Below are 25779 nucleotides of genomic sequence, written 5' to 3' on the forward strand. Positions count from 1 at the left end.
AATGGGTATAACTACACAATTGTTAATAACTTTTAAGACAACAGCTCTTTCTTTAAAATTACAATACAGTTAATTTTCAAACAAATAGCCGCTGTACGCCAAACCTTTGGCTACACTCTTAAAGTTATCGCCTGAATTTAATGGAATGTGCGGAAATTTACGCTTAAACAAACTTTGTATTGCCGAAACCATCGATGTTCCTCCCGTTAAAAACAAACAATCAATTTCTTCAGGTCTAATTTCATAAGTTTTCATGAATTGATTAAGATAGGCTTCAATTTTATCCACATCCTTCTCAATAATAGAATTATATTGATTTAAGGAAATGTCTTCATTTATTTCGATTCCCATGTTTGAGTAAGCGAAATTTGAAACTGTCTGATCAGAAAGTTCAATCTTGGTTTTTTCAATTGATCTGAATAAAGAATAACCCAAATTATGCTCAACCAGGGTAATAAGGTTTTTAAATTTAGGATCGTTTCCTGAATAGTAATAATAATTCGCGATCTCTTTTTGAATTTTTAAGCCATTGAAAAAATTCATCTTATCCCAGGTGCAAATATTGGCAAAAAGAGATTTCGGAACATTTAAAACTTTTCCTGGTGTGGCTTCATAAGTGGTGTTTTTTCCAAAATACGGCGTGCCCTTATCCCACATAAACGCAGAATCCAAACTATCGCCACCAATGTAAATGCCACCTGATGCAATCATATCATTCTTACGGTCCTTACTTCCAACTTTTTCCGGATCAAGAATCAGATAGGTAAAATCAGTGGTTCCTCCGCCTAAGTCGGCCACTAAAACACGTTCTTTTCTGGTAATGGTCTTCTCGTATGCAAAAGCGGCTCCAATAGGTTCAAATTGAAAACGAACATCTGTAAAACCTGCATTTTCAGCTGCTTTTTTTAATCTCGTTTGCGCCAATGTATCTTTTTGGGTATTGTCATCGTCAAAGAAAACCGGGCGACCTATTATCGCTTTACTACAATCTTCTCCAATAATACGATCTGCTTTTGTCTTTAAATCTTTAAGAATCAAGGTTACCAGATCAGAAGCAGTGTATCTTTTATTATGAATTCTGGTTTCGGTAAAGGTGGTTCTTGATAAAATCTGTTTAATGGATTTAATGAAACGTCCTTTCATCCCATCATTTAAATAAGCATCGATTGCTTTTTCGCCAACAATATGACTCTCGCCATCGATGAGGCTTTTGGCTTCAGTAAAATAAATTAAAGATGGAATGGATATAGTATCCACAATCTCTTTTTTTTCTTCATCATAAATGGAAAGTGCCGAATTGGTTGTCCCAAAATCGATACCATACAGAAACTTACTCATAGTAAACGAATTTAAATATTTAGGAATCCTTATTTTAAGCAGGATTGGTATGATTCATTTATATTCTGAATCGACGTGATCAAAAACTGATCGTTAATCGGTTTTTATCTTTAGCCTAGCTGGCTCGAACGTTAACCAGAGATTTATGAATCTTTTAGCTGATTATGTTCCAAACCGCAAAGGTTGCAAAATTTTTCTATTTCGAATATGATTATGGAGAAAAATTTTATGATTGATATTGCGATAGATGATAAATTTCAATTTGAATTGACTGATCAGTTTAATGTGATAATGGTATGCTGATTAATCAATACGAACAATTGCCCTGTTGATTGATGCTTCTGCAACATTAAAGAATTAAATTATAGTTAAATCCAAACTATCTCATATTACGTTCATATATTTACAGGCCGCCCATTAATGGTGGCACAACTTGATGAACTCGGAGTATCGCCCTTGTACATAGGGTAGATAGGATGGGTATATGAAAGTAAAAACAAAATTTCCAGCTCCAGGTGAGATAAATTTTTATGCAGAATTGCGTAGAAGAGTTAACGATGATTTGAGGGCTCGTGGATTAAAAGTCAATGCCAATTCCTTCATGTGGTTGAAGACAGCTGTATTTCTCTGTCTGTTTGTAATTCTTTATTTTACTATTTTATTGTCAGGCCTAAACGCAATCTATTTAATACCACTGACTTTGATTTTGGGCATTGTTTGTGCTTTTATTGGTTTTAATGTTTGTCACGATGCCATTCATGGATCATTTTCATCGAGCAAGCGCACTAACAAGCTTTTGGGAATGATTTTTCACTTATTAGGAGCAAGTCCTTATGTGTGGAACATTACCCACAATGTAGTACATCATACTTACACCAACATTCCTGGTCATGATGAAGATATTGAAATTGCACCGGGTTTGATCCGTATTAGCCACGAAGATACGCTTAAACCTCATCAACGTTTTCAACACTGGTATGCTTTTCCATTATATGGACTGGCCTCATTATCATGGGTGCTCAGGAAAGACTTTAAGAAATTCTTTCAACAACAGATTGGGGCGAGGGAGAATGTTCATCCTAAAATTGAATATTTCAATCTGTTTTTCTATAAATTTCTGTACTATTTCCTGTTTATTGGTCTTCCTATCCTTGTTATGGATCTGGCTTGGTGGCAAGTGATTTTAGGATTTGTTTTGCTTCACTTGGCACAGGGCATAACTATGGGTTTGGTTTTTCAACTGGCTCATGTAGTAGAAGGAACAACTTTTCCTGTTCCAAATGAGGCGGGGAATATGGAGGAAGCCTGGGCTGAGCATCAGATGCATACAACTGCAAATTTTGCAACAAACTGTCCTGTTGCCGCATTTTTTCTCGGCGGGTTGAACAGGCAAATAGAACATCATTTATTTCCAAAAATATGCCATGTTCATTATGGTTGGATATCCGTAATTGTAAAAAATACTGCCTTAGAGTTTGGTATTCCTTATCATGAGAACCGAACTTTTTTAACTGCGCTTCGTTCCCATTGCCGTATGCTCAAAAAAATGGGCAATCCGGTTCTTTAAAATAAAGCAGGTAAGATTTGGATCGCACCAGTGTGAAAATGACGACTGTATTTGATATCTGTAGGTTAGCCAATGCTCCTGTTCAACTATTTTCCCTCTAATCCAGGAATTGAATATGTGAAAGTTCATTGTGGATTGTGATCAATGTCACTTTTTGAGTAAGGAATTGTATGATTTTTGTATAAATAATCAGAAAGAGGCTATTAATGATAGCCTTGTATGAACTTTAAATTAATTGAACCATGATTGGAGAGTTAAGCAAAAAACAGATTATTGACCTGATGGAACAACAGGTTATAGGACGCTTAGGTTGTCATGCAGAAGATGAAACCTATATCGTTCCAATCAATTATGTATATAGAGATAATGCGATATATGCACATTCTGGCGAGGGTAAAAAACTTACAATGATGCGGCAAAACCCAAAAGTATGCTTTCAGGTCGATGATATTATCGATACTTTCAACTGGAAAAGTGCATTGGTTTGGGGAGTATTTGAGGAACTTTCCGGTACTGAGCGTCAACAGGTTATGCAGAGCCTCATCCATCGCATTATGCCTTTAACCAACAAGCCTTCAGAAGCTCCTTCTCATGCAATAGATCAAAATAAACTGGATAACCTTATCGTATACAGAATCAGGATTAGTGAGGGAAGTGGCCGTTTTGAATCTCATGAATCTGAGCAGTAACCATAATTTTCGGTTCCTGATTTATGTCAAATGATAAAGGTTAGTAAAATCTTCTTGAATAAACCCCGTGAAGATTCGTGATTAAGCTCTGACCATCTCTGTAACTGGCTCTTAGATAAACGTATTACAAGATATAATTGTCAATTAAAATGAAAAAGATACTTATACTTACTACACTGAGTAATCGCGATAGCGCGATAGCAGAATCGGCACTGGTACTGGCATTAAAACTTCAGACGGATATTGTGCTTTTGAGTACGTTTGAGCTAATTGAGCCGGAATCTGTGGGCATCAGTCCACAAAGTACGGATGATTGTCACACTATTCTTCAATCCAGACTAAAAGTAGAAAAAGATCGGCTGGCTGAACTTACGACAAAACAACCGAATATAGCATATCATCCGTGTATTGAAACCATATCAAGAGAAGGACAACTTGCAGAGATAGTTTGGCAACTGACATTAGGGGGAAATTACCTACTGGTTGTTATGGGCGGAAAAAAATCCGGATGGAATGACAGTTATCTTTGTACTGAACTCATCGCTGTCACCGCCAGATCCAATTGCCCGGTGCTTGTGGTAGGGGAAGATCAGATGATTCAATTTTAGTCAATGTGTTTTCCATTAAATTCTACATATCTATCGATATGACCAGAAATCTTAATCTCACTTCCCTTAAGTAACTGCGAATTCATTACCCCATTTTTTGTGGCACCGAACTTAAGTTCCAAGCTGCTTATGGTAGATTTCGGATTAATATAGCTTGATTTGGCCAGGACAAATGTTCCATTACCCGCAATCTTTTTTATAGGCTGCGGTTCAAAATCATATTTTTGATCCTTACTTGTTGAATTACTTAACAGCAATCGTTTGGTGACTGACAGTTGATCAATATCTTTCAAATTCTTCCAGGAAACCACAAAATCCTGATTGAAATTACCCGTTTTATCACAGACGATATTCTGATCATTGTTCTCTGAAAGTGGGCTAATCCTACCCAAAAAATAAGATTTACCGTTTGACAAGGCAATCCGAAAATTGTATTCCCGTTCAGCAGGAATATCACTTGCCCAATATTTCGAACTCGTTATATAGTAAAGTTCCTGCCGCTCTGTATACACTAAATCTTGGCCATTTACATTTAGCTTGATAGCTTTGTTCCGCACAGGCTTGCCATTTTCATCATATAAAAAAATGCTGATTTCATTTTTTCTTTGGTTGGTTAGGTCCTGAACGATCTCAATACGTACATCCATTGCCGATGGATCATTTAAATTTCCTTCTGACAAAGGAGATTGACAGCTACTAAAAAGAAAGACCAGGCACAACGATAATAAGCTTGTAAAAAATAATCTATTCATTTTATAATGAATTTAAAGTTTAATGATCTTTTCGTCATAAAGATTATAGGGGAAAAATATGCACTAAGAACATCAATAGTGGTAAAGTTCTCTTCATTAGTTCTTAGGGTTGAAAAATGGACTCAAATCTAAAAATAATAAACCGCATATACGTGATATATTATGTATGAAACGAAATTGAATGAGAAATGAATTGGCACAAATTCGAATGAAAGTGGCTACAATGATATTGCTATAATTCCCAAGCCAGTTAAGTATAAATGAGGTCAATCAAATCCTTAAGTGCCTTCTTAATTTGTTCCTGGCCTATTGGCTCCTGTAAATCTATTCCACAAAAGGGATTTTCCTGCATTTTGGCATGGAGCGTCAGGTAGTAAACGCCTCCCATAAGTATTGCATACATCGCCCTGAAGTTTTTATCACTGTTTTCAAAGTGACTATCGGCCACTGCACTCAACAGCTGGTTGCCCATATTCTCGCGTTTCAAGTCTAATTCTCTTAGGGCTGGCAGCTTGTCGATAAGTCCCCAGGTAATAATACGGCGCATCTCTTCATTATTGATCAAACTATCGAACTGATCTTCGAGTACTGAATAGGCCACCCCCTTTCCTGCATCTGCCTGGCAGGCTTGCACAATGCCATCGATTTCATTGGGATTCATTTTCCAGTAATCATGGCTATTGAGGTATTCTTTCACCATTCCTTCCAGATCTCCGAAATAGTCGTAGATAAGCCTTCTATCCACTTTGGCCTCGTTGGCAATATTTGTGATGCTCACTCCGGAAAAACCATTTTTTTTCAGGATATTTCCAAGCGCACCCAAAAGGTTCGACTTTGTACGCTCCTTATTTCTAATGGGTCCGTCTGTAACTTTTCTAGCCATTGATTCAACTTTGATGCAAGTTGCGATTTTTTGGGCCACCTACAAAAATTTGACCAGATAAAATCCTAACCTTTCTATCTGTAGTTGCCTCAGATTTGACTTGGCCGATATAGGACCAAACAAAAAAAGATTAAATAATTATATCACGTATTTGTGAGATAATAATTATTTATTACTTTTGGTCTTACTTGCGCACAGGCAGCCTAGCTCAAAAAAGAGAATGAGCAGGATAAAAAATATTTTATTGCGGCTTATTAACGTTTAAAAATAAACTATAAATTATGAATGACGATCGAAAAGACCTTAACAAATTGATCAAAAATAGGGATATTTATAAGGCACTACTTATTTGTGCTTTTATTCTTTGGCCCTGTATACTTATAGCAGCAATTTATTTCTATTCAAAGAAAGGAAGTATCGCTCTATTCATACCTGTTTTCACTTTAATAGCCGTTTTCGTTCCTGTCTATATACAGTTCAGGTCATTGAACGCTGAAGTAAAATCCAAAGAACAAGGGAAATTGTAAATATGCATAAAAGCCAGTACATGAAAAAAATTACCGTAAGAAAAGTTGTTTAACTTTGACTTAATTAAATAATTTTAAACTAGCGCCAGTTGTGCGCCAAATGCGAAACAAAACTAGCTAGAACTGAAATAAAAAAGGCCCTCAGAGTTTATCTGAAAGCCATCGCTTGTACCGTCCAAGACGACTATTTTGAACACCTAGAGCGCTTCTGTAGGCTATTGGAACCCATAATTGAAGACTTAAAAAGTAAAGGTTTTATAGAATAGGTTTGATTTTTTTAATCGATAATTCGGGACGGTTTAGCCTTTATCGGATTACTTTAGAACTTTTAATTTGGCAAATATTGAAGAATTACCACACCCCTATAAAATCTCTAAAATTTTCATTCGTAACGATAGTTACATTGGCATTGTAGGTTTGAGTGAAATTTGCTGGAATATTTGTCTTTACTCTCGGGCTCCATTTAAATTCAAATCCACTAATTTTGCCATCTTTTTCCTCTACATAATCTATCTCTTGTTGTTGCTTGGTACGCCAGAAATATCGGTTGGTAAACAAACGGTGATAGTGATTTCTTTTTAGTCGCTCGGTGATCAGGAAATTTTCCCATAGGGCGCCGATATCATTTCTCAGTTCAATCGGATTAAAATTTTGTATCAACGCATTGCGAATGCCATTATCATAGAAATAAATCTTTTGGTTAGTTTTAATTTCATTACGCAGATTTCTGCTGAAGGAGGTTAATGGATAAACGATATAGGATAAAGTTAATAAATGGATATAATTGGCAACCGTTTTTTTGTCTACACCAGTTAGTTGGGCTATTTCGTTATAACTTACTTCACTACCTACTTGAAAAGCCAATGCCCGAAGAATTTTTTCTAATACCTCGGGTTTCTTGATATTTCCATAAACTAAAATATCCTTAAACAAATAACTCTGGGCAATCTCGTTCAAAATATCACGCTCTTCGCCTGGATTGTTGATCACATCAGGATAAAAGCCATACACCAAACGGTTTTCCAACTGCTTTCTCGCATCAAGATAATTCGTTGATTTTTCCAATTCTTCATAGGAAATCGGATAGAGATTATACTCCCATTTTCTGCCCGTCAATGGTTCATTGGTATGGTTCCTAAGTTCAAATGCAGAAGATCCGCTCATAAGAAGCTGCACATCTTTAAATTGATCGTGGATAATCTTGGCTGTAATTCCAATATTTTCGATACGTTGGGCTTCGTCGATAAATACCAATTTTGCGTTGCCTATTATAGCTTCTATTTCCTTCGTGTTGGGATTTGTTAATTGGGTTCTCACGAATGGGTCATCTCCATCAAGAAATAGAAAATCATGATCTCTCAGTACTTTTTTGAGCAATGTTGTTTTGCCTACTTGCCGAGGTCCAGTGACAATAATTGTCTTGCCTTTAAACAATTTTTCAGAAAGTAACTTTTCAATAGTCCTCTTGATCATTATCAAATTATTAATTCCCCAAAAGTAATGTTTTTTAGGGAACTTACTCCCTAAAAGTAATATCTATTAATGATTTATCTTTCATGAGACATACAGTTTTATATTGCCAATACCGAAAACAAACTGAAAAAAAATGTAATCTATTTTTAACAAACACCAAATATTTAAATAATATAATAACCCTAATTTCATTTACCTTTTATTGGCATTAATTACTGTAATGAACTCTCCCAAAAGAAAAGCTAAGGGAATAGCAAAACATCCCAAAATTGAGGATGAAGCCATTTCAAAAGAGGAAGATAAACTATTAACACTAATTGCGGCATTATAGTTGATATTGTTTTAAAAGAAATTGATGACGAAGAAAAAGCTGAAATTGAGAAAATGAAAAAGGGTATGCTTAAGGGGGATAATCAGACTGGATTTGAACACCAATGATAATCAATAACTTAACTGTAAACTACTAAAAATCAACCTAATAAACATCTAAATAATCATCAACCACTAAAACCACAAAACATTGATAGACAAAATGTTACTGAAAATCAAAATTGGTGTTCAAAGGTAAAAAACAGAAGTTTTAATAAACACAAAAGCCTAATAATCAGATTATTAGGCTTTAAAAATTAATGTCCAGTACCCCGGAAGGGATTCGAACCCCTGACCCACGGTTTAGAAAACCGTTGCTCTATCCAACTGAGCTACCGAGGCCCGTTTTTGTAACGAGTTGCAAATATAGAAGTTCTATTTAATAAGCAAAAATATATTTTAAAGTATTTCCGCCTAATTTTTGATCTGTTTTTTAAAGCTTTAAAAACTAATTAATTAGCCTGGTTACATTCTTTACAAATACCAGATACAATCAGGTTCATATCTTCAATTTTAAACCCTCCGCCAATTTTTAAAGGTGGAATTTTAACATCATCAAGGCAATAAACCCTTAAACAGTTATTGCAGTTGAAGTGAACGTGTTCATCATGGTGATGATGTTCGGTACATGAATTAGAACAAATTGCATAATTAGCAGTACCTTGTTTATCTAACACACGGTGAATAATCCCTTTTTCTTCGAAAGTTTTTAAAATTCTGTAAAGCGTAACCCTGTCAATATCTTTTCCAACAACGTGTTCTAAATAGGGTTGAGATGTTGCAGAATTTCTGTGAGATAAAATATCCAAAACTTGTAAACGAGCGCCGGTTCTCTTTAAGCCATTTTTAACTAAAAGACTTTCGTATTGTTGTGTTTTAATATCGTTCATAATACCTGAGATTATATGATCAACTTTGCATTCACAATGGAAACCGGAGGTTGATAGGTTGCATTAGCATTGGTAAGTTTTAAAATCCCTTTTACCCTGATCGGTTTATCTGTAAAAGCGATGGCATTTTCCATTTCAACCATGATCATGATGGGAACTCCATTTTGTCCGCAAAAGTAGCACTGATTGATCGGTAAGGTTGCCAGTAAAAATTTTTGATGCTTCCCGCTGTTTTTAATCGGAATTAAATAACCTTTCAAATCAAATTCCTTGTTTCTAAACCTGTTGATGCTTTCCCCATAAACAGGTAGAAGTTCATTTTGATCTGTTAGTTCGAATTTTACGGTTCCAATAACGTCCCAATTCAATGATTTAATCTGATCATTACTGTTATGCTGTTTATTTTGAGCTGATGCAGAATTGAGCATGAAAAGCATCAACACAAATAATGTGTGTTTCATTGTACTTGTTTTGCATCTAACAAAAAGAACTCCGATCTATTATCGCCAGAATTATTGATTACAAATTTACCCTTAATTTTGATGGGTTTTTCTGTAAAAGGTAAGGGCGCAAGCATTTTTACTTCTACCATTGATGGAATATCGCCAGTTCCGCAAAAAGGGCAGGATTCTATTGGAACAATGGAGAGCAGAAACTCTGAAAACTTTGACCCCACTTTTGTTGGATAGATGTAACCAGGCAATTCTATTGTTTTATTATGAAGTGCCATTAATTCAGGCGGGAAAATGCTTACCCATTTTAATGGCTCAATTTGCTTTTCATATCGCAAACCAATCAAGTTCCAGTTGGCAGTCCGCATATCTTTATGAACCTTAACCTGCGCCTGAACGTTGATAAGCGAAATGCAACAAACCACTATGATCATTAATATCCTTTTCATTATTTGTCCTTTGAAAGTGTGCGGGCAATATCTACACGGTAAGTTTGTAAAGCTGGAATTATTGAGGCAACAACTCCTATTACCAATCCGGCAATGATCAAATATAATTCATCGGCAACAAAATACAATCCGGTTAATCTGGCTTGCGATGATTCCTGGTAAAATCCAATGATCTGCAAAGCCAAATGCCCTAATAACAAACCCAATATTGCTCCGCTAACGGTAATCAGTAATCCTTCAATCATAACCAGAAAGAATAGTTTCGGTTTAGATGCACCCAAACAACGCATTACGGCCAAATCATACTTTTTTTCTTTCATGGCATTATATAAGCTGATGAATACACTTAAAGCTGATATGGCCATGATTAAAATGGCAAACCATTTTAAGGTTTCAATACCCACTCCAATGAGTGAAAACAGCCTTGCGCTTTCCATCGCAGGAGAAGCAGCCTGCATATTAGTGCTTTGATTAACCATTCTGGGGAAAATCACTACTGACATTGGCGAACGATATTGAATGAGGATAGATGTTATTTCCTTATTGTTTATTTCTTCATGATGTTTTTCATTTTCATCGTGTTCTGGTTCGTGCATCTTATAAACACTCCCAATGTTGGTCAAAATTAAATTATCCGTTACATTGCCTTGTGGTTGCAAAATGCCGCTAACTGTATAAGCATGTTGTTTATGTTCGTCACTTGCATCACTTAAACCATGTGCTCCGAAAAATTTATCGCCTATTTTTAGTTTTGATTCTGCAGCAACAGTACTGCCAATGGTAGCTTCCAGGTCTTTTGCCCAAAACTTTCCATTGCCCAGCTTTAAATCGTAAAGACTTACGAAACCCGAATCGGTTCCAACAATCCGATGCCCTTCATAGTTATCACCGAGCGCCAATGGTACAGCTCGTTTAACCATTGGGTTTTGCATCAATTCCAGTGCATCTTTTGCAGGAATATTCCCGGTTGGAAAATCAATGTGATAAATACTGCTCAGTATTAACTGAAGCGGGCTTCCTTTTGCACCAACCACTAAATCTATATCCCTGGCATTTCGTTCCAGTTTATTGCCAATTTGCGTTGATGCCAGGAATAGGATAGAGAGTATTGCGACTCCAAATGCAACTAATATAATGTTAAGAAACGTGGTTAACTTATTTCTTAGTAAATTTTTGGTGCTTAATTTGAGTATGTTCATTACAATAAATATTCCTTGCTAACCCGGTTCCTGACTCTTTTATCATGTGTGGCAATGACGAGGGATGCATGATTCCCTGCAGCTTGCTCCGTTAAAATACTAATTACATTTTCTGCATTTTCATCATCCAGACTTGATGTTGGTTCATCAGCAATTAATAGCGATGGATTGTTTATCAGTGCTCTGGCAATGGAAACTCTTTGTAACTGACCCTGACTTAACTCATCAGGAAAATTCTTTCTTTTTTCTGCCAGGCCTAAAGATTCCAGCAAGGTCATTACACGCGATTTGTTTATTTTTAAGCCCGCCAATGATGAGGCCAGAGCAATGTTATCAAAAATATCAAGACTTTTAATGAGATGAGGTTTTTGAAAAACAATACCAATGCTTTGTCCCCTGAATCGATCCATATCTTTTAAGGGTAGACTATAAATGTCTGTTCCGTTTATTTTTATCTCGCCAGAATCAGGTTTAAGCAATCCGGATATAATATTCAATAAGGTGCTTTTTCCACTTCCCGATGCCCCTAAAAGAAGCCATTGCTCCTCGTCCTGTATAATCCAGTCAGGAAAAGTTAAGGTTGGGCCATGGTTATATTTTTTTGTTATAGATTGAATGCTGATCATAACTTTTTTAAGGTTTCATAGGCTGAATATTTTTAATTGCATAACGTCTATATAATTCCTGTGCATTATTAGTACTGTGTTTGCATGCAGGGTTCATGGTGCAAATGAAAGAGATTGCTGTGATAAAAAATAGTTTAATTTTTCTTTGCATGGTACAAATATATAATCCTTTTATGGTTAAGAAATTGTTTCGATGGTATTGATACAAACCATTGTATATAGTTTTTCTAGCTAGTGATGGTGTTTACAGCTTTTGGTTAATTTTAAATTTAAAAAGTGTGCACCAGCAATAGTGAAACCTCCTAGAGGAATGAGTATTGGTTCTAAAATTTCTATTCCGGAAAAATGCCCAAATAAAATAAATCCAAAGCCTAAAGCCAAAATAATGATTGGGCCGGGGTTATGATGAACAATGCGATAAGATTTGTTTAGCGACCAGACACCGAGCAGCAATGATAACAGGATCATAAAAATTTCCAGTGCCGGAGTGGCTAAAAACTCCAGCCCCCATAATGGGAGTAAAGTAAGCAAAAAGGGCAATATTGCGCAGTGAATGGCACAGGCTGTAGAGGCTGTAATTCCAATCTTATCCAGATTGATCATTTTTAAATTCTTCATCATTAAAATTTATTGAACAAATATAAAAGCAATTTAGTTGCATTTAGTTGTTTTGATTTTTATTTTGCAACTTAATTGCATTTGCGTGATAAAACACTTTTATAAGAACAAAATAAAGAGTGCTTTAAAATTATAATTTGATATACTTAAAAATAAATTTAGATTTGTCTAAATATAAATTTAGATTAACTTTAAGCTAATGAAATTTTTAACATTTTACTTTATTCTTTTCTCATGCTGTTTTGTTGGATATGCTCAGCATTCAGGTATAAGCGGTAGAATAACTTCAAAAGGAAATCCCTTAGAAAACATTACGGTCAAACTTATCGGGCTCAATAAATCCACTAAATCTGATCGGGCGGGATTTTATGAGTTTAACAACCTTCTGAAGGGAGCGGTAGAGATTCAATTTTCAGGGGTATCCTTCCAATCGAAAAGTATCAAAGCAAACCTGCAAAATGATAGTTTATCGCTCAATATTGAGCTTGTGGATTTAGAATCCAATTTAAATGATATTATAATCACTGGCGTAAACCGTGCAACAGAATTAAAAAAAAGCCCTGTTCCAATAGCTGTTTTAACTAAAAAGTCAATGGATCAAAATGTAAATACCAATCTTATTGAAGCCATTGTGAAGGGAGTTCCTGGAGTTACGGCAGTTACCACCGGGCCAAATGTTTCCAAGCCATTTATAAGGGGCTTAGGTTATAATCGTGTGTTGACTTTATATGATGGTTTACGGCAGGAAGGACAACAGTGGGGCGATGAACATGGAATAGAGGTTGATGAATATGGAATAAATCGGGTTGAAGTGGTTAAGGGACCAGCCAGTTTAACCTACGGTTCTGATGCGCTGGCAGGCGTGATCAACATGATTCCTTATACGCCAAATTTTGAAAGCGGAAAGTTGAGAGGAGATTTTACAAGCAATTATCAGAGTAACAATGGTACGTTTGGCACATCTTTAGGATTGGCATACATTAATCACGATTGGAAATATACTTTAAGAGCAACAGGAAAAGCTGCGCATAATTACAGCAATAAAATCGACGGACTGGTTTATGGAACTGCTTTCAGAGAATATAATTTATCGGCCAGTGCCCGGGTGGATAAATCATGGGGATTTTCTAAAACGGCGATAACCTATTATAATAATTTAATGGAGATTCCGGATGGAAGCAGGGATTCCTTAACCCGAAAGTTTACCAGACAGGTTTTAGATGAGGGCGATGATATTAAAAACCGGCCGATTGTTTCTGTAAATGATTTAAGCAGCTACTCAATTAATCCTTTACACCAGCATATTCAGCATTACCGTTTTTATAATACAAGTCAGTTTAAATTTGAAAACAGTGATTTAAACTTATTAATTGGCGGACAACAAAGCGTGCGCAGAGAATATAACCATCCAACGATTCCTGTTCAGGCAGGTTTATATGTGGTGCTAAACACATTCAATTATGATGTAAAGTACAATCTTGCTGATTTTTCAGGAATTGAAAGCACCATTGGCATAAATGGCATGTATCAGGCAAACAGAAGTAAGGCTGCTACCGATTTTCCTATCCCTGATTACGATTTGTTCGATATCGGTGTTTTTTATTATGCAAAGAAATCATTCGGCAAAATAGACTTGACTGGTGGAATCAGGATGGACAGGAGAAACATCAATTGGAATAACTTTTATGTAGGAACAGATTCACAAACAGGATTCGGGAAAAAATCTGATGAACATGATCAAGCTGCTGATTTGCAGTTTCCAGCGTTTAATAAGAATTATTACGGTTTGTCAGGTAGTTTGGGGTTAACTTATAATATTTCAGAAAAGCTTTTAATCAAAGCAAATATTGCCAGAGGTTATCGTGCACCGAATATTACCGAAATCGGATCTAACGGCCTGGATCCCGGAGCACATATTGTTTATTTGGGAAACCGAACATTTAAACCTGAGTTTAATCTCCAGGAAGATGTTGGGATCATCGCCTATTTGGAGGATGCAGATATCAGCATGGAGATTTTTAATAACAATATTCAAAATTATATCTACCAATCCCGCTTAACTGATGAAAATGGAAACCCCGTTGTAGTTGTTCCTGGCAATTTAACTTATCAGTATCAACAATCAAAGGCCAGACTTTATGGTACAGAATTAGCGGTTAACTTACATCCATCGTCAATAAAGTGGCTCACATTCAATAATAGTTTTGCTTATGTGGTGGGCTTAAATAAAAATGAAGAACTATTGAGATTACACGGAAGAGATGCTGAATATTTACCCTTTATACCGCCTTTGCAAATCAGGTCTGAACTAAAGGTCACTGCTCAAAAGTCGATTGGTTTTTTAGAAAAACCTTATTTCAAGGTAGATGCTGTTGTTTTTGCTGATCAAAATAAATTTTATGCATTAGATGATACGGAAACATTTACCAGGGGTTATACATTGTTCAATGCGGGTTTGGGCTCTACATTAAAATCTAAATCAGGCAAAAATATTTTAGATATTTTTGTTCAGGTTGATAATATTTTTAATGTTGCTTATCAATCTCACTTAAACCGCTTAAAATATTTCGAATATTATCAATCAACACCAAATGGAAGATCAGGGATCTATAACATGGGTAGAAATATGAGTTTTAAAATAGTGGTTCCATTTTAGCAAAAGCCATTTTCAAAGAGGTGTAACCGATCTCACGATCTGATTGTGAATGATAAATAATGAATGTTTGGTTTACTTCGCTTTTTGATTATTACACCTTACATTTACTGTATTAACATTGCATTAAATGGAAGAATCATTAAGTGAACAACGGTTAAATTTCCTCAGAAAATCTATTGGGAAAGTGATAACAGCATCGCCATCAAATTTTATGAACTGGTTAGCACCTGTGCTGATAAAAGCTGAAAACGGAGTATTGGTTTGCCAATATACCATTCGGAAGGAGATGACCAATCCTTATCAAATTTTGCATGGTGGCGTAACGGCCGGAATTATTGACGATTTAATCGGAGCCACGGTTTATACCATGGGTTTAAATGATCGGTATACAACGGTAAACAATTATATCGATTATTTTGCGCCTGCTGCAGAGGGAGATGAAATAGTGGCAGAAACCGCTATTGTGAAAAGAGGAAAAACCATATTAAATTTGCAGTGTGAGATATTTTTACCTTCAAAAAAACGTTTAATAGCTAAAGGCTATTCCAATATGTTAAACATAGGTTAAGCGTTTTTTAAGTATTTAAGAATTATTTGTTGATTCCTTTAAATTAACGAAACATTCTCATTAATACATTTGTTGTAACTTAACCAAAAATATGATGAGCCATGTTAGAAAATTATTCAACCCTGCAATTTATTGTGAGAGGCAAGATTTTTAAAGGATTTTGCATGCGCATTCAAGATGATTTTCATGAAACTTATGCCGTTGTTTTGGATGGTTATCATTCTTTCTGTATATGGCTTGATAATAAGAATTCAAAATGGTGCGCATCAAAAAATGTAGCGATCGATCCGGATGCTATTGACGAAATTATTAATAGAATTTCGGTTCCTCAATCTTCCTAGTTTCTGTAATAACAACGTTACGCTGCAAATACTTTAATCCCTTTGCAGGAATTTGCAGCATTATGCGGTATTCTTCCACTTTTACAGTCTGCATTTTAGCTTGATGATTGTTTGATGGGCGGTTTTGATGAGTTAAAATTTGTATTTTAACAACAACTTAACAAATCAATAACCTAAATCATTCATTATGAACAGAAAATCTTTACTAATTCTATTAGGGATTTTAACCTGTTATGTCGTTTCTTATGCCCAAACCACTATTAGAGGTAAAGTTACAGACGATAACAGGATTCCCCTGCCCGGCGTAAGTGTGTTACTGAAAGGTAGCACAACAGGCGTTTCCACCAGTAGCGATGGAACTTACAGTATTACAGTTCCGGCAAACTCCACAACACTTATTTTTTCATCATTGGGTTTTGGAACCAGAGAAATTGCCATTGGTGGGCGAACGCAGATTGATATCACTTTATCAAGTAGTGAAAATAAACTGGATGAAGTAATGGTTGTAGCATACGGTACAGCTCGACGGGATAGTTACACTGGATCTGCAGCTGTAATCAACCAAGATAAATTAAAAGAAGTACCGGCAACTTCATTTCAAAATGCACTCACGGGGCGTGCTGCTGGCGTTCAGATTACTGCTTCTTCCGGACAAGCAGGTTCAACACCAAGCATAAGAATCAGAGGTATTGGCTCTATTAATGCTTCTAACGATCCGCTATATGTTGTAGATGGAGTTCCTGTCGTTTCTGGAAATATTGGCCAGGGTAGCGACTATACTTTTGCTACTAACAATATCATGAACACGATAAACCCCGCTGATATAGAAAGTATTACAATTCTAAAAGATGCGGCAGCATCTTCCTTGTATGGCTCCAGGGCAGCAAATGGTGTTGTATTAATTAATACTAAACGCGGTAAATCAGGAAAACCGAAAATTGAATTTAGGACATCATTGGGTTTGACCCCAACCTGGGCAACAGATAACTATGAAATAGCAGGAGTACAGGAGCAGGTAAATATGCTTTATCGCATTTTTCACGACGTGAGGACTTCTGCAGGTCAAAGCGAAGCTGCCGGAAATACTTATGCTTTAACTCAATTGAATACAAGATTTAACAGGCACGGCTATCGTTTTACCACAGATGGAACTGGTTTAGGTGTTAATGTAAATATTCTGGGCATGACCGATGGAATAGAAAATCGTGAAGGTAAATATTTTGATTGGGACGATGCACTTTTTAGAACTGCAAAATATCAGACTAATGATCTATCAGTAAGTGGTGGAGATGATAATACAAAGTATTATTCGTCATTTTCATATACAAAAGATCAAAGTCGAGTCAAAGTAAATGATTTTGACAGATTTTCCGGCAGAATTAATTTGAGCCAGAAAATAGGTAAATACGTTGAAATTGGCTCTAATGTAAATATAACCAGATCAGCACAAAGTGGTTATAATGATACCCGAAATACAGGATCAAATAGCTACATGCAAACCCGAAATTTACTTTGGCCACTTTATTGGCCTACCGATTATAAAACTGGTCAGCCTTTTACTGCAAGATTCGGAAGCTTGGCACAAAATAATATCTACTACGATAATCAATGGAATAATAAATCGGTAACTAAGAGATTTATTGCTAATCCATATATCCAGGCCAATATTTTACCTGAATTAACCCTTAAATCAGTATTTTCATATGATAACTCTCAGGTAAGCGATCATATTTATTATAGTGCACTTCACTTTAATGGTTTAACTAATAATGGAAGTGTTAATGAAATAACCACCAATTATAATAAGATGGTTTCTTCAAGTACGCTTAATTATAACAAACAGTTTGGCTTGCACTCAATCAGTTTTTTAGCAGGTTTTGAGGCAGAAAAGAATGTTACTGATTTTCAAAGAGCTACAGGTGTAGACTTAGGAAGCAGTGAGCTGCAAAGTGTTTCTACAGCAGGAACAACATCCTCATCAGCATATAACTGGGGAAATTCAATAGTTTCAGGACTTTCACGTTTAGAGTACAACTATAACCAGAAATATTTTATCACTACATCTTTGAGAAGAGATGGATCATCAAGATTAGGAGATGTCAACAGATGGGGTACTTTTTGGTCAGTAGGTGCATCCTGGAAAGTCAATGGCGAAAACTTCTTAAAAGATGCTTCCGCAATTGATAATTTAAGATTACGTGGGTCTTATGGAACCAATGGAACATTGCCGTCTAATAATTATGACTGGCGTGAATTAACATCTTTTTCTAGTAAATATCTTGGTCAACCAGCTGCATTATATGCTTCGCTTTCCAATCCAATACTGACCTGGGAAAATAGCTATTCAACTAACGTAGCGTTAGAATTTGGCTTTTTTAAAATATTTACTGGAACTATCGAATATTTTAATAGAGATACAAAAAATTTATTATTAGGTGTACCTGTTTCAATGACTACTGGTTTTAGTTCTACACTTAGAAACATCGGCGAAATTAATAACAGAGGGCTTGAGTTTGATTTGAACGCTACTGTTATTAACAGAAATGATTGGAAATGGAATTTGGGTATAAATGGTTCATTTACGAGATCGAAAGTAACTAAACTCTACAAACCTGAAGGTGCGGCGACAGGGAATAATATCATTTGGAATGATCCTACCGGTGGAGATGCCAGGGCACAATTTCTTTATAGCGAAGGCCTATCAATGTTAAGCTTCTATGGTTTTGAGTGGGCTGGGGTTAATCCTGCAAATGGTAGAAATGTTTGGTATTTGAATGGTGCAACACCAGCGACAGGCGGGTTTGATTATAATGGAAGACCAGCTACTTATAATTATAATGATGCAAACAGGGTTGTAATAGGAGATGGTACACCAGATGTTTTTGGTGGAATTAATACAGACCTGACATATAAAGGATTCAGTTTGGGATTAAACTTTATTTATAAAATAGGTGGTCAAATTTACGATGGTGCTTACAAAGATGTAGCAGATGATGGTTACTATTGGGAACGTATTAGAGCACAAAGCTATTATGAAAACATGTGGACGCCAACAAATACCTCTGGTACCCTACCAAAACTTGATGGTAATGATCTTACTGATCCAATGCAATACAGCACACGTCAGTTACATAGTGCCAGTTTCCTAAGGTTGAAAAATATATTATTTGCATATAGGTTACCCGAAAAAGTAGCCGCAAAAATCGGAGCTTCAAATATAAGAGCCTATTTTAATGGCTCCAACCTGCTAACCTTTTCTAAGTATAAAGAGGCTGATCCAGAAGTAGGAAATTATAGCACGAGAGGTTGGGAAACACCGTTTGGTAAAACATATACTTTCGGATTAGAATTTGGTTTTTAATAAATAGCTAATTAAAAATATGAAAAGAATAAACATCATACTGATCAGTATCTTCATGTTAAGTATACTATCATGTAAAAAGTTTTTAGATATGACCCCCAGTAATTCAGCTGATGCAAATAGGGCGATTCAAACCCCCAGGGATGCACAGATATTAATTAATGGGATCATGAACCAGATGACCGACGCATCTTATTATGGCAGAAATTTGTTTATGTATGGAGATGTTAAAGGAGGAGACATGACAGTTTACTCCCAAGGGCGTGGTTTAGATGCATTATATACGTTCAATCAAAATGCAAATACAAATAGTTTTTCAGGTTTCTGGTCACAGATTTATAATTGCATTCTTCAAGCGAATTATCTTCTCGAAGAAATTGCTAAACAGGAGGCGCTGGGAACTAGTGGATTCGACACATACAAGGGACAGGCTTTAACAGCAAGGGCTTTAATGTATTTCGATCTGGTTAGATTATACGGAAAAGCTTATACTGATAATAATCAATCATTTGGAGTTCCATTAATCTTAACAAGGCAGGGGTATGGCGCCCAGCCATTACGTTCTACAGTTGCACAAACTTATAATCAAATTGTGAAAGATTTAACAGATGCTGCTCCATTATTACCTAAAACAAAATTAAATGGATATATTAATTATTATGCTAATAAAGCTATACAAGCCAGGGTTTATTTGTATATGAATGATATGCCTAAATCGTTATTGGCTGCCGAGGAAGTAATAGCTGCAACAAGTTTATATACCCTTTACAGCAATTCAACATGGGTGGACTCATGGAAAAGTCAATATGGATCGGAGTCTATTTTTGAATTAGGTGTTAATCCATTGGAGAATGACCTTGGTACGGGTTCACTTGGTGTTTATCAAAGGAACAGAAATGTTGGAACAACAGCAGCCTTAGGGTTTTTCTATTCCAGTACAGATTTTTTAAATCGTTTAAATCAAGGTACAAGTGATATTAGACGAGGTATCATGGCACGTGATGAAAGTTCAGCTACAAGATTAGGGGCGCTTTATAAATACAGCGGAAGTATTGCATTGGCTGGTGATAAAAGTACGGCAAATAATACTGCAGTTAATATTAAGCTAATTCGCCTATCTGAAATGTATTTAATTGCTGCAGAAGCTGCTCTTCCAACAAATGCAACGAAGGCTGCCGATTATCTGAATGCAATTCGTCAACGAAATCCATCTTTAATACCTGCAACAGCCGCAACTGTTACGGTTGACATGATTCTTGATGAAAAAAGTAAGGAGCTATATGGTGAAGGACACCGTTTTTTCGATCTGATCAGAACAAACAAATCAATCACTTATAATGATGAATTTGGCGGTTTAACGATTACCAGTAGACCGAAAACAATTGACAGAACTTTTAATAAAACACTTCTTCCGATTCCACAAACTGAAATAAATGCAAATCCCGGAATAAAAGCACAGCAAAATCCTGGATATTAAAATAGATTATTGGAGGCAAAAATCCCTGCCGGAAACTATCGGGCAGGGATTTTTTATTTATTAATATAATTTCTCTATCCAAAAAACAAATACGCAAGGCTAATTGCAGTACAAACGCCTACTAAATCTGCCAATAACATTGCACCAACGGCGTAGCGTGTGTTTTTTATGCTTACAGAACCAAAATACACGGCAATCACATAAAATGTTGTATCAGAAGCACCCTGGAAAATTCCAGATAGTTTACTTGGGAAAGAATCTGCCCCATAAGCGGTCATGGTATCAACCATCATTCCTCTGGCTGCACCACCACTTAAAGGCCTGATTAATGCTGTAGGCAAAGCTTCCACAAAACGAGTATCTGCCCCTAGCATTACAAATAAATTTTTAATGCCCATAATCACAACATCAAATGTGCCGCTGGTGCGTAACATGCTTATCGCTACCAGCATACCTACTAAATAAGGAATAATTTTAACAGCCGTTTCGAAACCGTTTTTAGCGCCATCAATAAAGGCATCAAAAACATCAATTTTTTTATAAATCCCCCCTAAAACAATGAGGAAAAAAACAAGTAAGATAAGCCCATTGCTCAACAATCCCGAAAACGATTTAATTCCGTCAGCATCCAAAGTGGTCACATAAAAAACCAATAGGGCTATGATAACGGAAATACTCAATATCCAGCCGATAATAACTGGCTGAAACAAATTAATTTTTTGCTTAAATGATACAATTAACATAGCGGCCATTGTACCAACGAAAGTTACAATTAAACAAGGAATAAAAACATCTGTAGGATCTGAAGCATTTTGCGAAGCACGGATAGCAATAACACTTACAGGGATGAGGCTTAATCCTGCAGCGTGCAAACATAAAAACATTAACTGTGAATTACTGGCAGTATCTTTATTCGGGTTCAGTTCCTGTAAACTTTCCATCGCTTTTAAACCGAAGGGTGTTGCCGCATTATCTAAACCCAGCAGATTGGCAGAGAAATTCATGATCATGTGTCCCATAGATGGATGTCCTTTAGGGATTTCCGGGAAAAGTTTAGAGAAAAACGGGCCAACAATTCTGGATAATAAACGAATTCCACCAGCTCTTTCTGCAATGCTCATAAAACCCATAAACAGGGCTAATATGCCAATTAATTTCAGGCATAACTCTACTGAAGTCCAGCAGGTTTCAATGATGCCATTAATCTTCGTTAAGTTTGTTGGGTCGTCTGCTCTACCGGTAACCATCCAGCTAAAAATTTCTGTTTGTCCAAAAAAGATACATTTAATCGTTGCTACCAGTATTGCTACAATAATAAATGCAGACCAGATTCTACTTAATGCCATTAGGGTTGTTTAGTTTATTTTGAAGGGTGTAAATTAGCTTTTTTACTTTAAAAATCATAAAGAGTCAGAAGTCAGAAGACCGGCTGTCGGAAGTTTGGATACTAATTATCAGTCAATTTTGATTCAAATCAAGGGATCAGAGTTTATCCAAAAATAAAATCCGTAGCCAATAACAGAAACTATTGACTACGGATTTTATCTTCTGACATCGGACTCCCGACATCTGACTAGTTAAGGTTTATCATCTGTTAATTCAAAACCCCATGTTTTTCCTTTTTCAGTTGCAGGGATACCGCTGGTCATCCAGGCAGGAGCCTTAGCACCTTTCAGGTAGTGATCAAAAAACTGTTGCTCACGAATTTGAATGTCTTTACGGTTTTGACGTTGAACAAGGTTATGAGCTTCGCCATTGTAGTTTAACATCCAAACAGGTTTACCTAAACGACGTAAACCTGTGAACATTTCAATACCCTGATACCAGGGCACGGCTCCGTCTGCATCATTAGCCATTACCACCACTGGTGTATTTACTTTAGGAAACATAAATAATGGAGAGTTTTCTAAATACAACTCAGGTTTTTCCCAAAGATTTGCACCAATTCGGCTTTGCGTTTTCTCATATTGGAACTGGCGATTCATTCCACTTTCCCAACGGATACCACCGTAAGCAGATGTCATGTTTACCACCGGAGCACCAGCCCATGCGGCAGCATACATATCATTTTGAGTAATTAAATATGCAACCTGGTAACCGCCCCAGCTTTGACCTTGAATACCGATTTTGCTGCCATCAACCCAACTGTTTTTCTTTAAGCTTTCTACGCCTGAGTTAATAAATTCAACTGCCGATTGTCCGGGATGCCCGGTTTCATAGCTAATATCGGGAGCAAAAACCAAATACCCGTTGCTTACAAAGAATGAAATATTCAATCGGGAAGGGGTAGGTGCCGGAGCTTGATAACTATATAAACCATCTGAAAGCTTTTCGTAGAAATAAGCAATCATTGGATATTTCTTATTTGGGTCGAAGTTTTCAGGCTTATATAAAATACCTTCAGCCTGGTAACCTTTTGGAGTGGTCCACTTTACCAGCTCTGCAGTTCCCCAATTATAATTTTGTTGCTGCGGATTGGTATTGGTTAGTTTGGTTTCGGTTTTAAAATCTGTAGTTACATAAACATTTGGTGATGCTACATAGTTACCTTTATCGAAAATATAAACATCAGCATTTTTAGCTTTAATTAAATTGGAATATTTATTTTTAGTCATTACAACCAGGTCAGGTGCTTTTACTGCGCCAACATTGGTACGATAAAATCCGTTTTCTTTAGTTACGTTGTTAAAACCACTTAACCAAACCAGTTCATTCGCTTTAACAAATTTATTATCAATGTTTCTTTCAAATCTGTTTTCTTGCTGAGCTCTTTCATACCGGAATGTGATTTTATTTGTTCTTCCGAATCCTGCAGTAATGTTTTTAGGTTGAGATTTTCCATCAGGTGAAAACGACCAGATATCGTATCTATCATTCAGTAAAACGGCCTTATCACCCTCAGTCCAGGTTGCAATTCCATAAGCAGATGGAAGATCAGGAACGTCATTGTCCTCATCAACAAATTTCACATTTAAGCTTTCTGTTAAGGCTACGGTTTTTCCGCTGGCCACAACATAAGTGTACCAGTTTCCATTTTTTCTATCGAAATATAAAATATAATTTCCGCCAGGTGACGCCATTGCATATCCATTCAAGCCTGTGATGATTTTCTTGCGCTGGCCATTTTTAGTATCAACCAAATAATAGTCTTTTGAGGTTGAACCGCTCCATTGTGATTCAATTCTACGACCATAATCAGTTGATGCCAAAACAAAATTTGCATTCCCTTCGTTAACCATATTTGCATCTGGTAAGGTTAAATCAGTTAATGGAATTACTTTTGGATCGCTGCTAAAAACATCAATCACAGATAAATAGCTTTTCTTGCTGTCACGATCAACATTTTTCAGCTGCATTGGTTGCAGGTAATCATCTTTGTAATTCCAAACATCAACCTTCGCGACTTCAAAGTCAACAATTGTAGTGTCTTTTGCTTTTTTAACAGGAGAGATGCCAAAGAACAGCTTTTTACCATCTTTACTGAATGTTACTCTTCCATCACCATTTACTGACCACTTTGCAGGTAACCCTGGCATATCATAATCTACAATGGTTTGGGCAGTGTCTAAACTCAATGAGTTGTAGTAAACATTATAATTTTTTATTTCTTGTTTTTCAGGATCTTGTTCACCAACAAAAGCCAGATGCTCACTATCCTCATCAAATGCAAAATTTTTGAAACTGCCTTTTCCTTTTACCAAGGTTTTGAGTGTTCCTTTTTCGGTATTTAATAAATATACACCTTGAGGGGCTGTTTTGTCTTTTTTAGAGCCGCTGCAAGCAAAAACCAATAATTTCCCGTTTTTGCTGAATGAATAATCAGTAACGAATTTATAGGTTTTGTCTACTCCAGTTAAAAGATTTTTAACCACTAAATCAGTTCCTTCTTCAGTTTTTCCTTTGCCAGCCACAGGATCATCATCTGCCAAATCAAATGCTGAGTCCTTTTTCTCTGCAGGTTTAGTAACATTTTTAGCAGTATCAGGTTTTTCAGTTAAATAGGCCATCACACCAGAACCATCTTCAGGAAATTTAAATGATTTTACCCGGGCAATTTTAGTAACTGCATTTGTTGTTAAGTTTACAATACCTAAAGAGTCTTTGGGCATTTCATCTGGCTTTTTCTTTTTAATTTTAGCCTGACGAATATTCTCGTTTAACGGACGAATATTGAACGCGGCAAACTTGGAATCATTACTAAACTGTGAATTCATCCCCCGTGGGATATTTAATTTAGCATTGGTTTTAAGATTCGTGATGTAAAGTTGTGCATCGCCTTCTTGTTGCAATACTCCATACATGGCCCATTGGCCATTGTTTGATAATTGCTTTGTTCCTATCGACTCCCATTTATCATAAACAGTATGATCTAAAGGTTTTTTTTGTGCATAGGCAAAGCTGACAACGAAAAACAGGATGATTGTTAGTCTCTTTTGCATTTTAGAAATGATTATTTGTTGGTTGGGATTTTAATCTTCTAAAATTGTAAATTTTTAGCTGATTTGGAAACTTGTATGCCAAATATTACAATTAAAAGGTGTTTATTTTAAGACTGCCAGTGTTATGCTTAATTCGTTTGACTTGGCCATTACATCATGCCGAATTATTTCAGCACCTTATCTTACTATGCGTTCCTGCCATTAAGATCCTGAAACGAGTTCAGGAGGACGACCGTTCATGTTAGGTGCTTTATACATTGTGCCTAACCACCACATCATGCCGAATTATTTCAGCACCTTTCTTACTATGCGTTCCTGTCAATAAAGATCCTGAAACGAGTTCAGGAGGACGACCGTTCATGTTAGGTGCTTTATACATTGTGCCTAACCACCACATCATGCCGAATTATTTCAGCATTTTTCTTACTATGTATTCCTGCCATTAAGATCCTGAAACGAGTTCAGGAAGATAACCGTTCATGTTTGGTGTTTTATGC

General features: G+C 36.2%; 21 protein-coding genes and 1 tRNA gene. 8 read left to right on the forward strand and 14 right to left on the reverse strand.

All coding sequences use genetic code 11. From position 1 onward, the window contains the following. Positions 1-69: 69 nt before the first annotated feature. Positions 70-1338 (reverse strand): Hsp70 family protein, encoded by a 1269-nt coding sequence (locus DU508_RS16000; RefSeq protein WP_115403807.1) that lies wholly within the window; start codon positions 1336-1338, stop codon positions 70-72. A gap of 484 nt (positions 1339-1822) precedes the next feature. Between DU508_RS16000 and DU508_RS16005 the strand changes: the two genes are divergently transcribed. The 3 genes from DU508_RS16005 (at position 1823) to DU508_RS16015 (ending at position 4202) form a co-directional block, all read left to right on the forward strand. Continuing rightward, a complete protein-coding gene (locus DU508_RS16005) occupies positions 1823-2905 on the forward strand; it encodes a fatty acid desaturase family protein (protein ID WP_115403808.1) in 1083 nt (360 codons plus the stop codon). A gap of 242 nt (positions 2906-3147) precedes the next feature. Then, the gene (locus tag DU508_RS16010) at positions 3148-3594 is read left to right on the forward strand and encodes a pyridoxamine 5'-phosphate oxidase family protein (protein WP_115403809.1); all 447 of its coding nucleotides are present in this window, start codon (positions 3148-3150) and stop codon (positions 3592-3594) included. A 149-nt stretch (positions 3595-3743) separates the two neighbouring features. Continuing rightward, positions 3744-4202, forward strand: coding sequence for a universal stress protein (locus tag DU508_RS16015; RefSeq protein ID WP_115403810.1), 459 nt, complete (start codon positions 3744-3746; stop codon positions 4200-4202). Here the strand turns inward: DU508_RS16015 and DU508_RS16020 are convergent. The 10 genes from DU508_RS16020 to DU508_RS16070 all read right to left on the reverse strand — a co-directional run bounded on the left by DU508_RS16020 (position 4199) and on the right by DU508_RS16070 (position 12443). Next, a complete protein-coding gene (locus DU508_RS16020; RefSeq protein ID WP_147273644.1) occupies positions 4199-4954 on the reverse strand; it encodes a hypothetical protein in 756 nt (251 codons plus the stop codon). The two genes, DU508_RS16015 and DU508_RS16020, sit on opposite strands and share 4 nt — an antisense overlap. Before the next feature lie 250 nt (positions 4955-5204). Next, positions 5205-5837 carry a TetR/AcrR family transcriptional regulator gene (locus DU508_RS16025; RefSeq protein ID WP_115403925.1) on the reverse strand — a complete coding sequence of 211 codons (633 nt, stop codon included), beginning with the start codon at positions 5835-5837 and terminating at the stop codon, positions 5205-5207. A gap of 878 nt (positions 5838-6715) precedes the next feature. Then, positions 6716-7837: an ATP-binding protein gene (locus DU508_RS16035; protein ID WP_115403813.1), complete on the reverse strand. Its 1122-nt coding sequence runs from the start codon at positions 7835-7837 to the stop codon at positions 6716-6718. Between the two features lie 637 nt (positions 7838-8474). Beyond that, a tRNA-Arg gene (locus DU508_RS16040) sits at positions 8475-8548 on the reverse strand. Positions 8549-8658: 110 nt separating this feature from the next. Then, entirely contained in the window at positions 8659-9096 is a 438-nt protein-coding gene (locus DU508_RS16045; protein WP_115403814.1) for a Fur family transcriptional regulator, read from the reverse strand. 11 nt (positions 9097-9107) lie between these two features. Next, positions 9108-9557: a hypothetical protein gene (locus DU508_RS16050; protein ID WP_233509653.1), complete on the reverse strand. Its 450-nt coding sequence runs from the start codon at positions 9555-9557 to the stop codon at positions 9108-9110. Then, the gene (locus tag DU508_RS16055; protein ID WP_115403815.1) at positions 9554-9997 is read right to left on the reverse strand and encodes a hypothetical protein; all 444 of its coding nucleotides are present in this window, start codon (positions 9995-9997) and stop codon (positions 9554-9556) included. The genes DU508_RS16050 and DU508_RS16055 overlap by 4 nt, the downstream gene beginning before the upstream one ends. Beyond that, positions 9997-11196, reverse strand: a complete 1200-nt coding sequence (locus tag DU508_RS16060) for an ABC transporter permease (RefSeq protein WP_115403816.1) — start codon at positions 11194-11196, stop codon at positions 9997-9999. Before DU508_RS16060 ends, DU508_RS16055 begins: the two co-directional genes overlap by 1 nt. Beyond that, entirely contained in the window at positions 11196-11822 is a 627-nt protein-coding gene (locus tag DU508_RS16065; RefSeq protein WP_115403817.1) for an ABC transporter ATP-binding protein, read from the reverse strand. Before DU508_RS16065 ends, DU508_RS16060 begins: the two co-directional genes overlap by 1 nt. 231 nt (positions 11823-12053) lie before the next feature. Then, on the reverse strand, positions 12054-12443 hold the full coding sequence (locus DU508_RS16070) for a MerC domain-containing protein (RefSeq protein ID WP_233509654.1): 390 nt from the start codon (positions 12441-12443) through the stop codon (positions 12054-12056). 196 nt (positions 12444-12639) lie between these two features. Between DU508_RS16070 and DU508_RS16075 the strand changes: the two genes are divergently transcribed. The 5 genes from DU508_RS16075 to DU508_RS16095 all read left to right on the forward strand — a co-directional run bounded on the left by DU508_RS16075 (position 12640) and on the right by DU508_RS16095 (position 20843). Continuing rightward, positions 12640-15096: a TonB-dependent receptor gene (locus DU508_RS16075; protein WP_115403819.1), complete on the forward strand. Its 2457-nt coding sequence runs from the start codon at positions 12640-12642 to the stop codon at positions 15094-15096. Positions 15097-15223: 127 nt separating this feature from the next. Next, positions 15224-15664: a PaaI family thioesterase gene (locus DU508_RS16080; RefSeq protein WP_115403820.1), complete on the forward strand. Its 441-nt coding sequence runs from the start codon at positions 15224-15226 to the stop codon at positions 15662-15664. Between the two features lie 101 nt (positions 15665-15765). Further along, positions 15766-16005, forward strand: coding sequence for a hypothetical protein (locus DU508_RS16085; protein WP_115403821.1), 240 nt, complete (start codon positions 15766-15768; stop codon positions 16003-16005). A 187-nt stretch (positions 16006-16192) separates the two neighbouring features. Further along, positions 16193-19366, forward strand: a complete 3174-nt coding sequence (locus DU508_RS16090; protein ID WP_115403822.1) for a SusC/RagA family TonB-linked outer membrane protein — start codon at positions 16193-16195, stop codon at positions 19364-19366. A 19-nt stretch (positions 19367-19385) separates the two neighbouring features. Then, entirely contained in the window at positions 19386-20843 is a 1458-nt protein-coding gene (locus tag DU508_RS16095) for a RagB/SusD family nutrient uptake outer membrane protein (RefSeq protein ID WP_115403823.1), read from the forward strand. A 74-nt stretch (positions 20844-20917) separates the two neighbouring features. On the opposite strand, the gene DU508_RS16100 is transcribed toward DU508_RS16095, so the two are convergent. The 3 genes from DU508_RS16100 to DU508_RS23880 form a co-directional block, all read right to left on the reverse strand. Further along, positions 20918-22189, reverse strand: coding sequence for a nucleoside recognition domain-containing protein (locus DU508_RS16100; RefSeq protein WP_115403824.1), 1272 nt, complete (start codon positions 22187-22189; stop codon positions 20918-20920). Positions 22190-22420: 231 nt separating this feature from the next. Next, on the reverse strand, positions 22421-25282 hold the full coding sequence (locus tag DU508_RS16105; protein ID WP_115403825.1) for a S9 family peptidase: 2862 nt from the start codon (positions 25280-25282) through the stop codon (positions 22421-22423). 250 nt (positions 25283-25532) lie between these two features. Beyond that, a complete protein-coding gene (locus DU508_RS23880) occupies positions 25533-25682 on the reverse strand; it encodes a hypothetical protein (protein ID WP_158542190.1) in 150 nt (49 codons plus the stop codon). Between the last annotated feature and the right edge of the window lie 97 nt (positions 25683-25779).

This window comes from Pedobacter chinensis (assembly GCF_003339865.1).
Lineage (GTDB): Bacteria > Bacteroidota > Bacteroidia > Sphingobacteriales > Sphingobacteriaceae > Pedobacter > Pedobacter chinensis.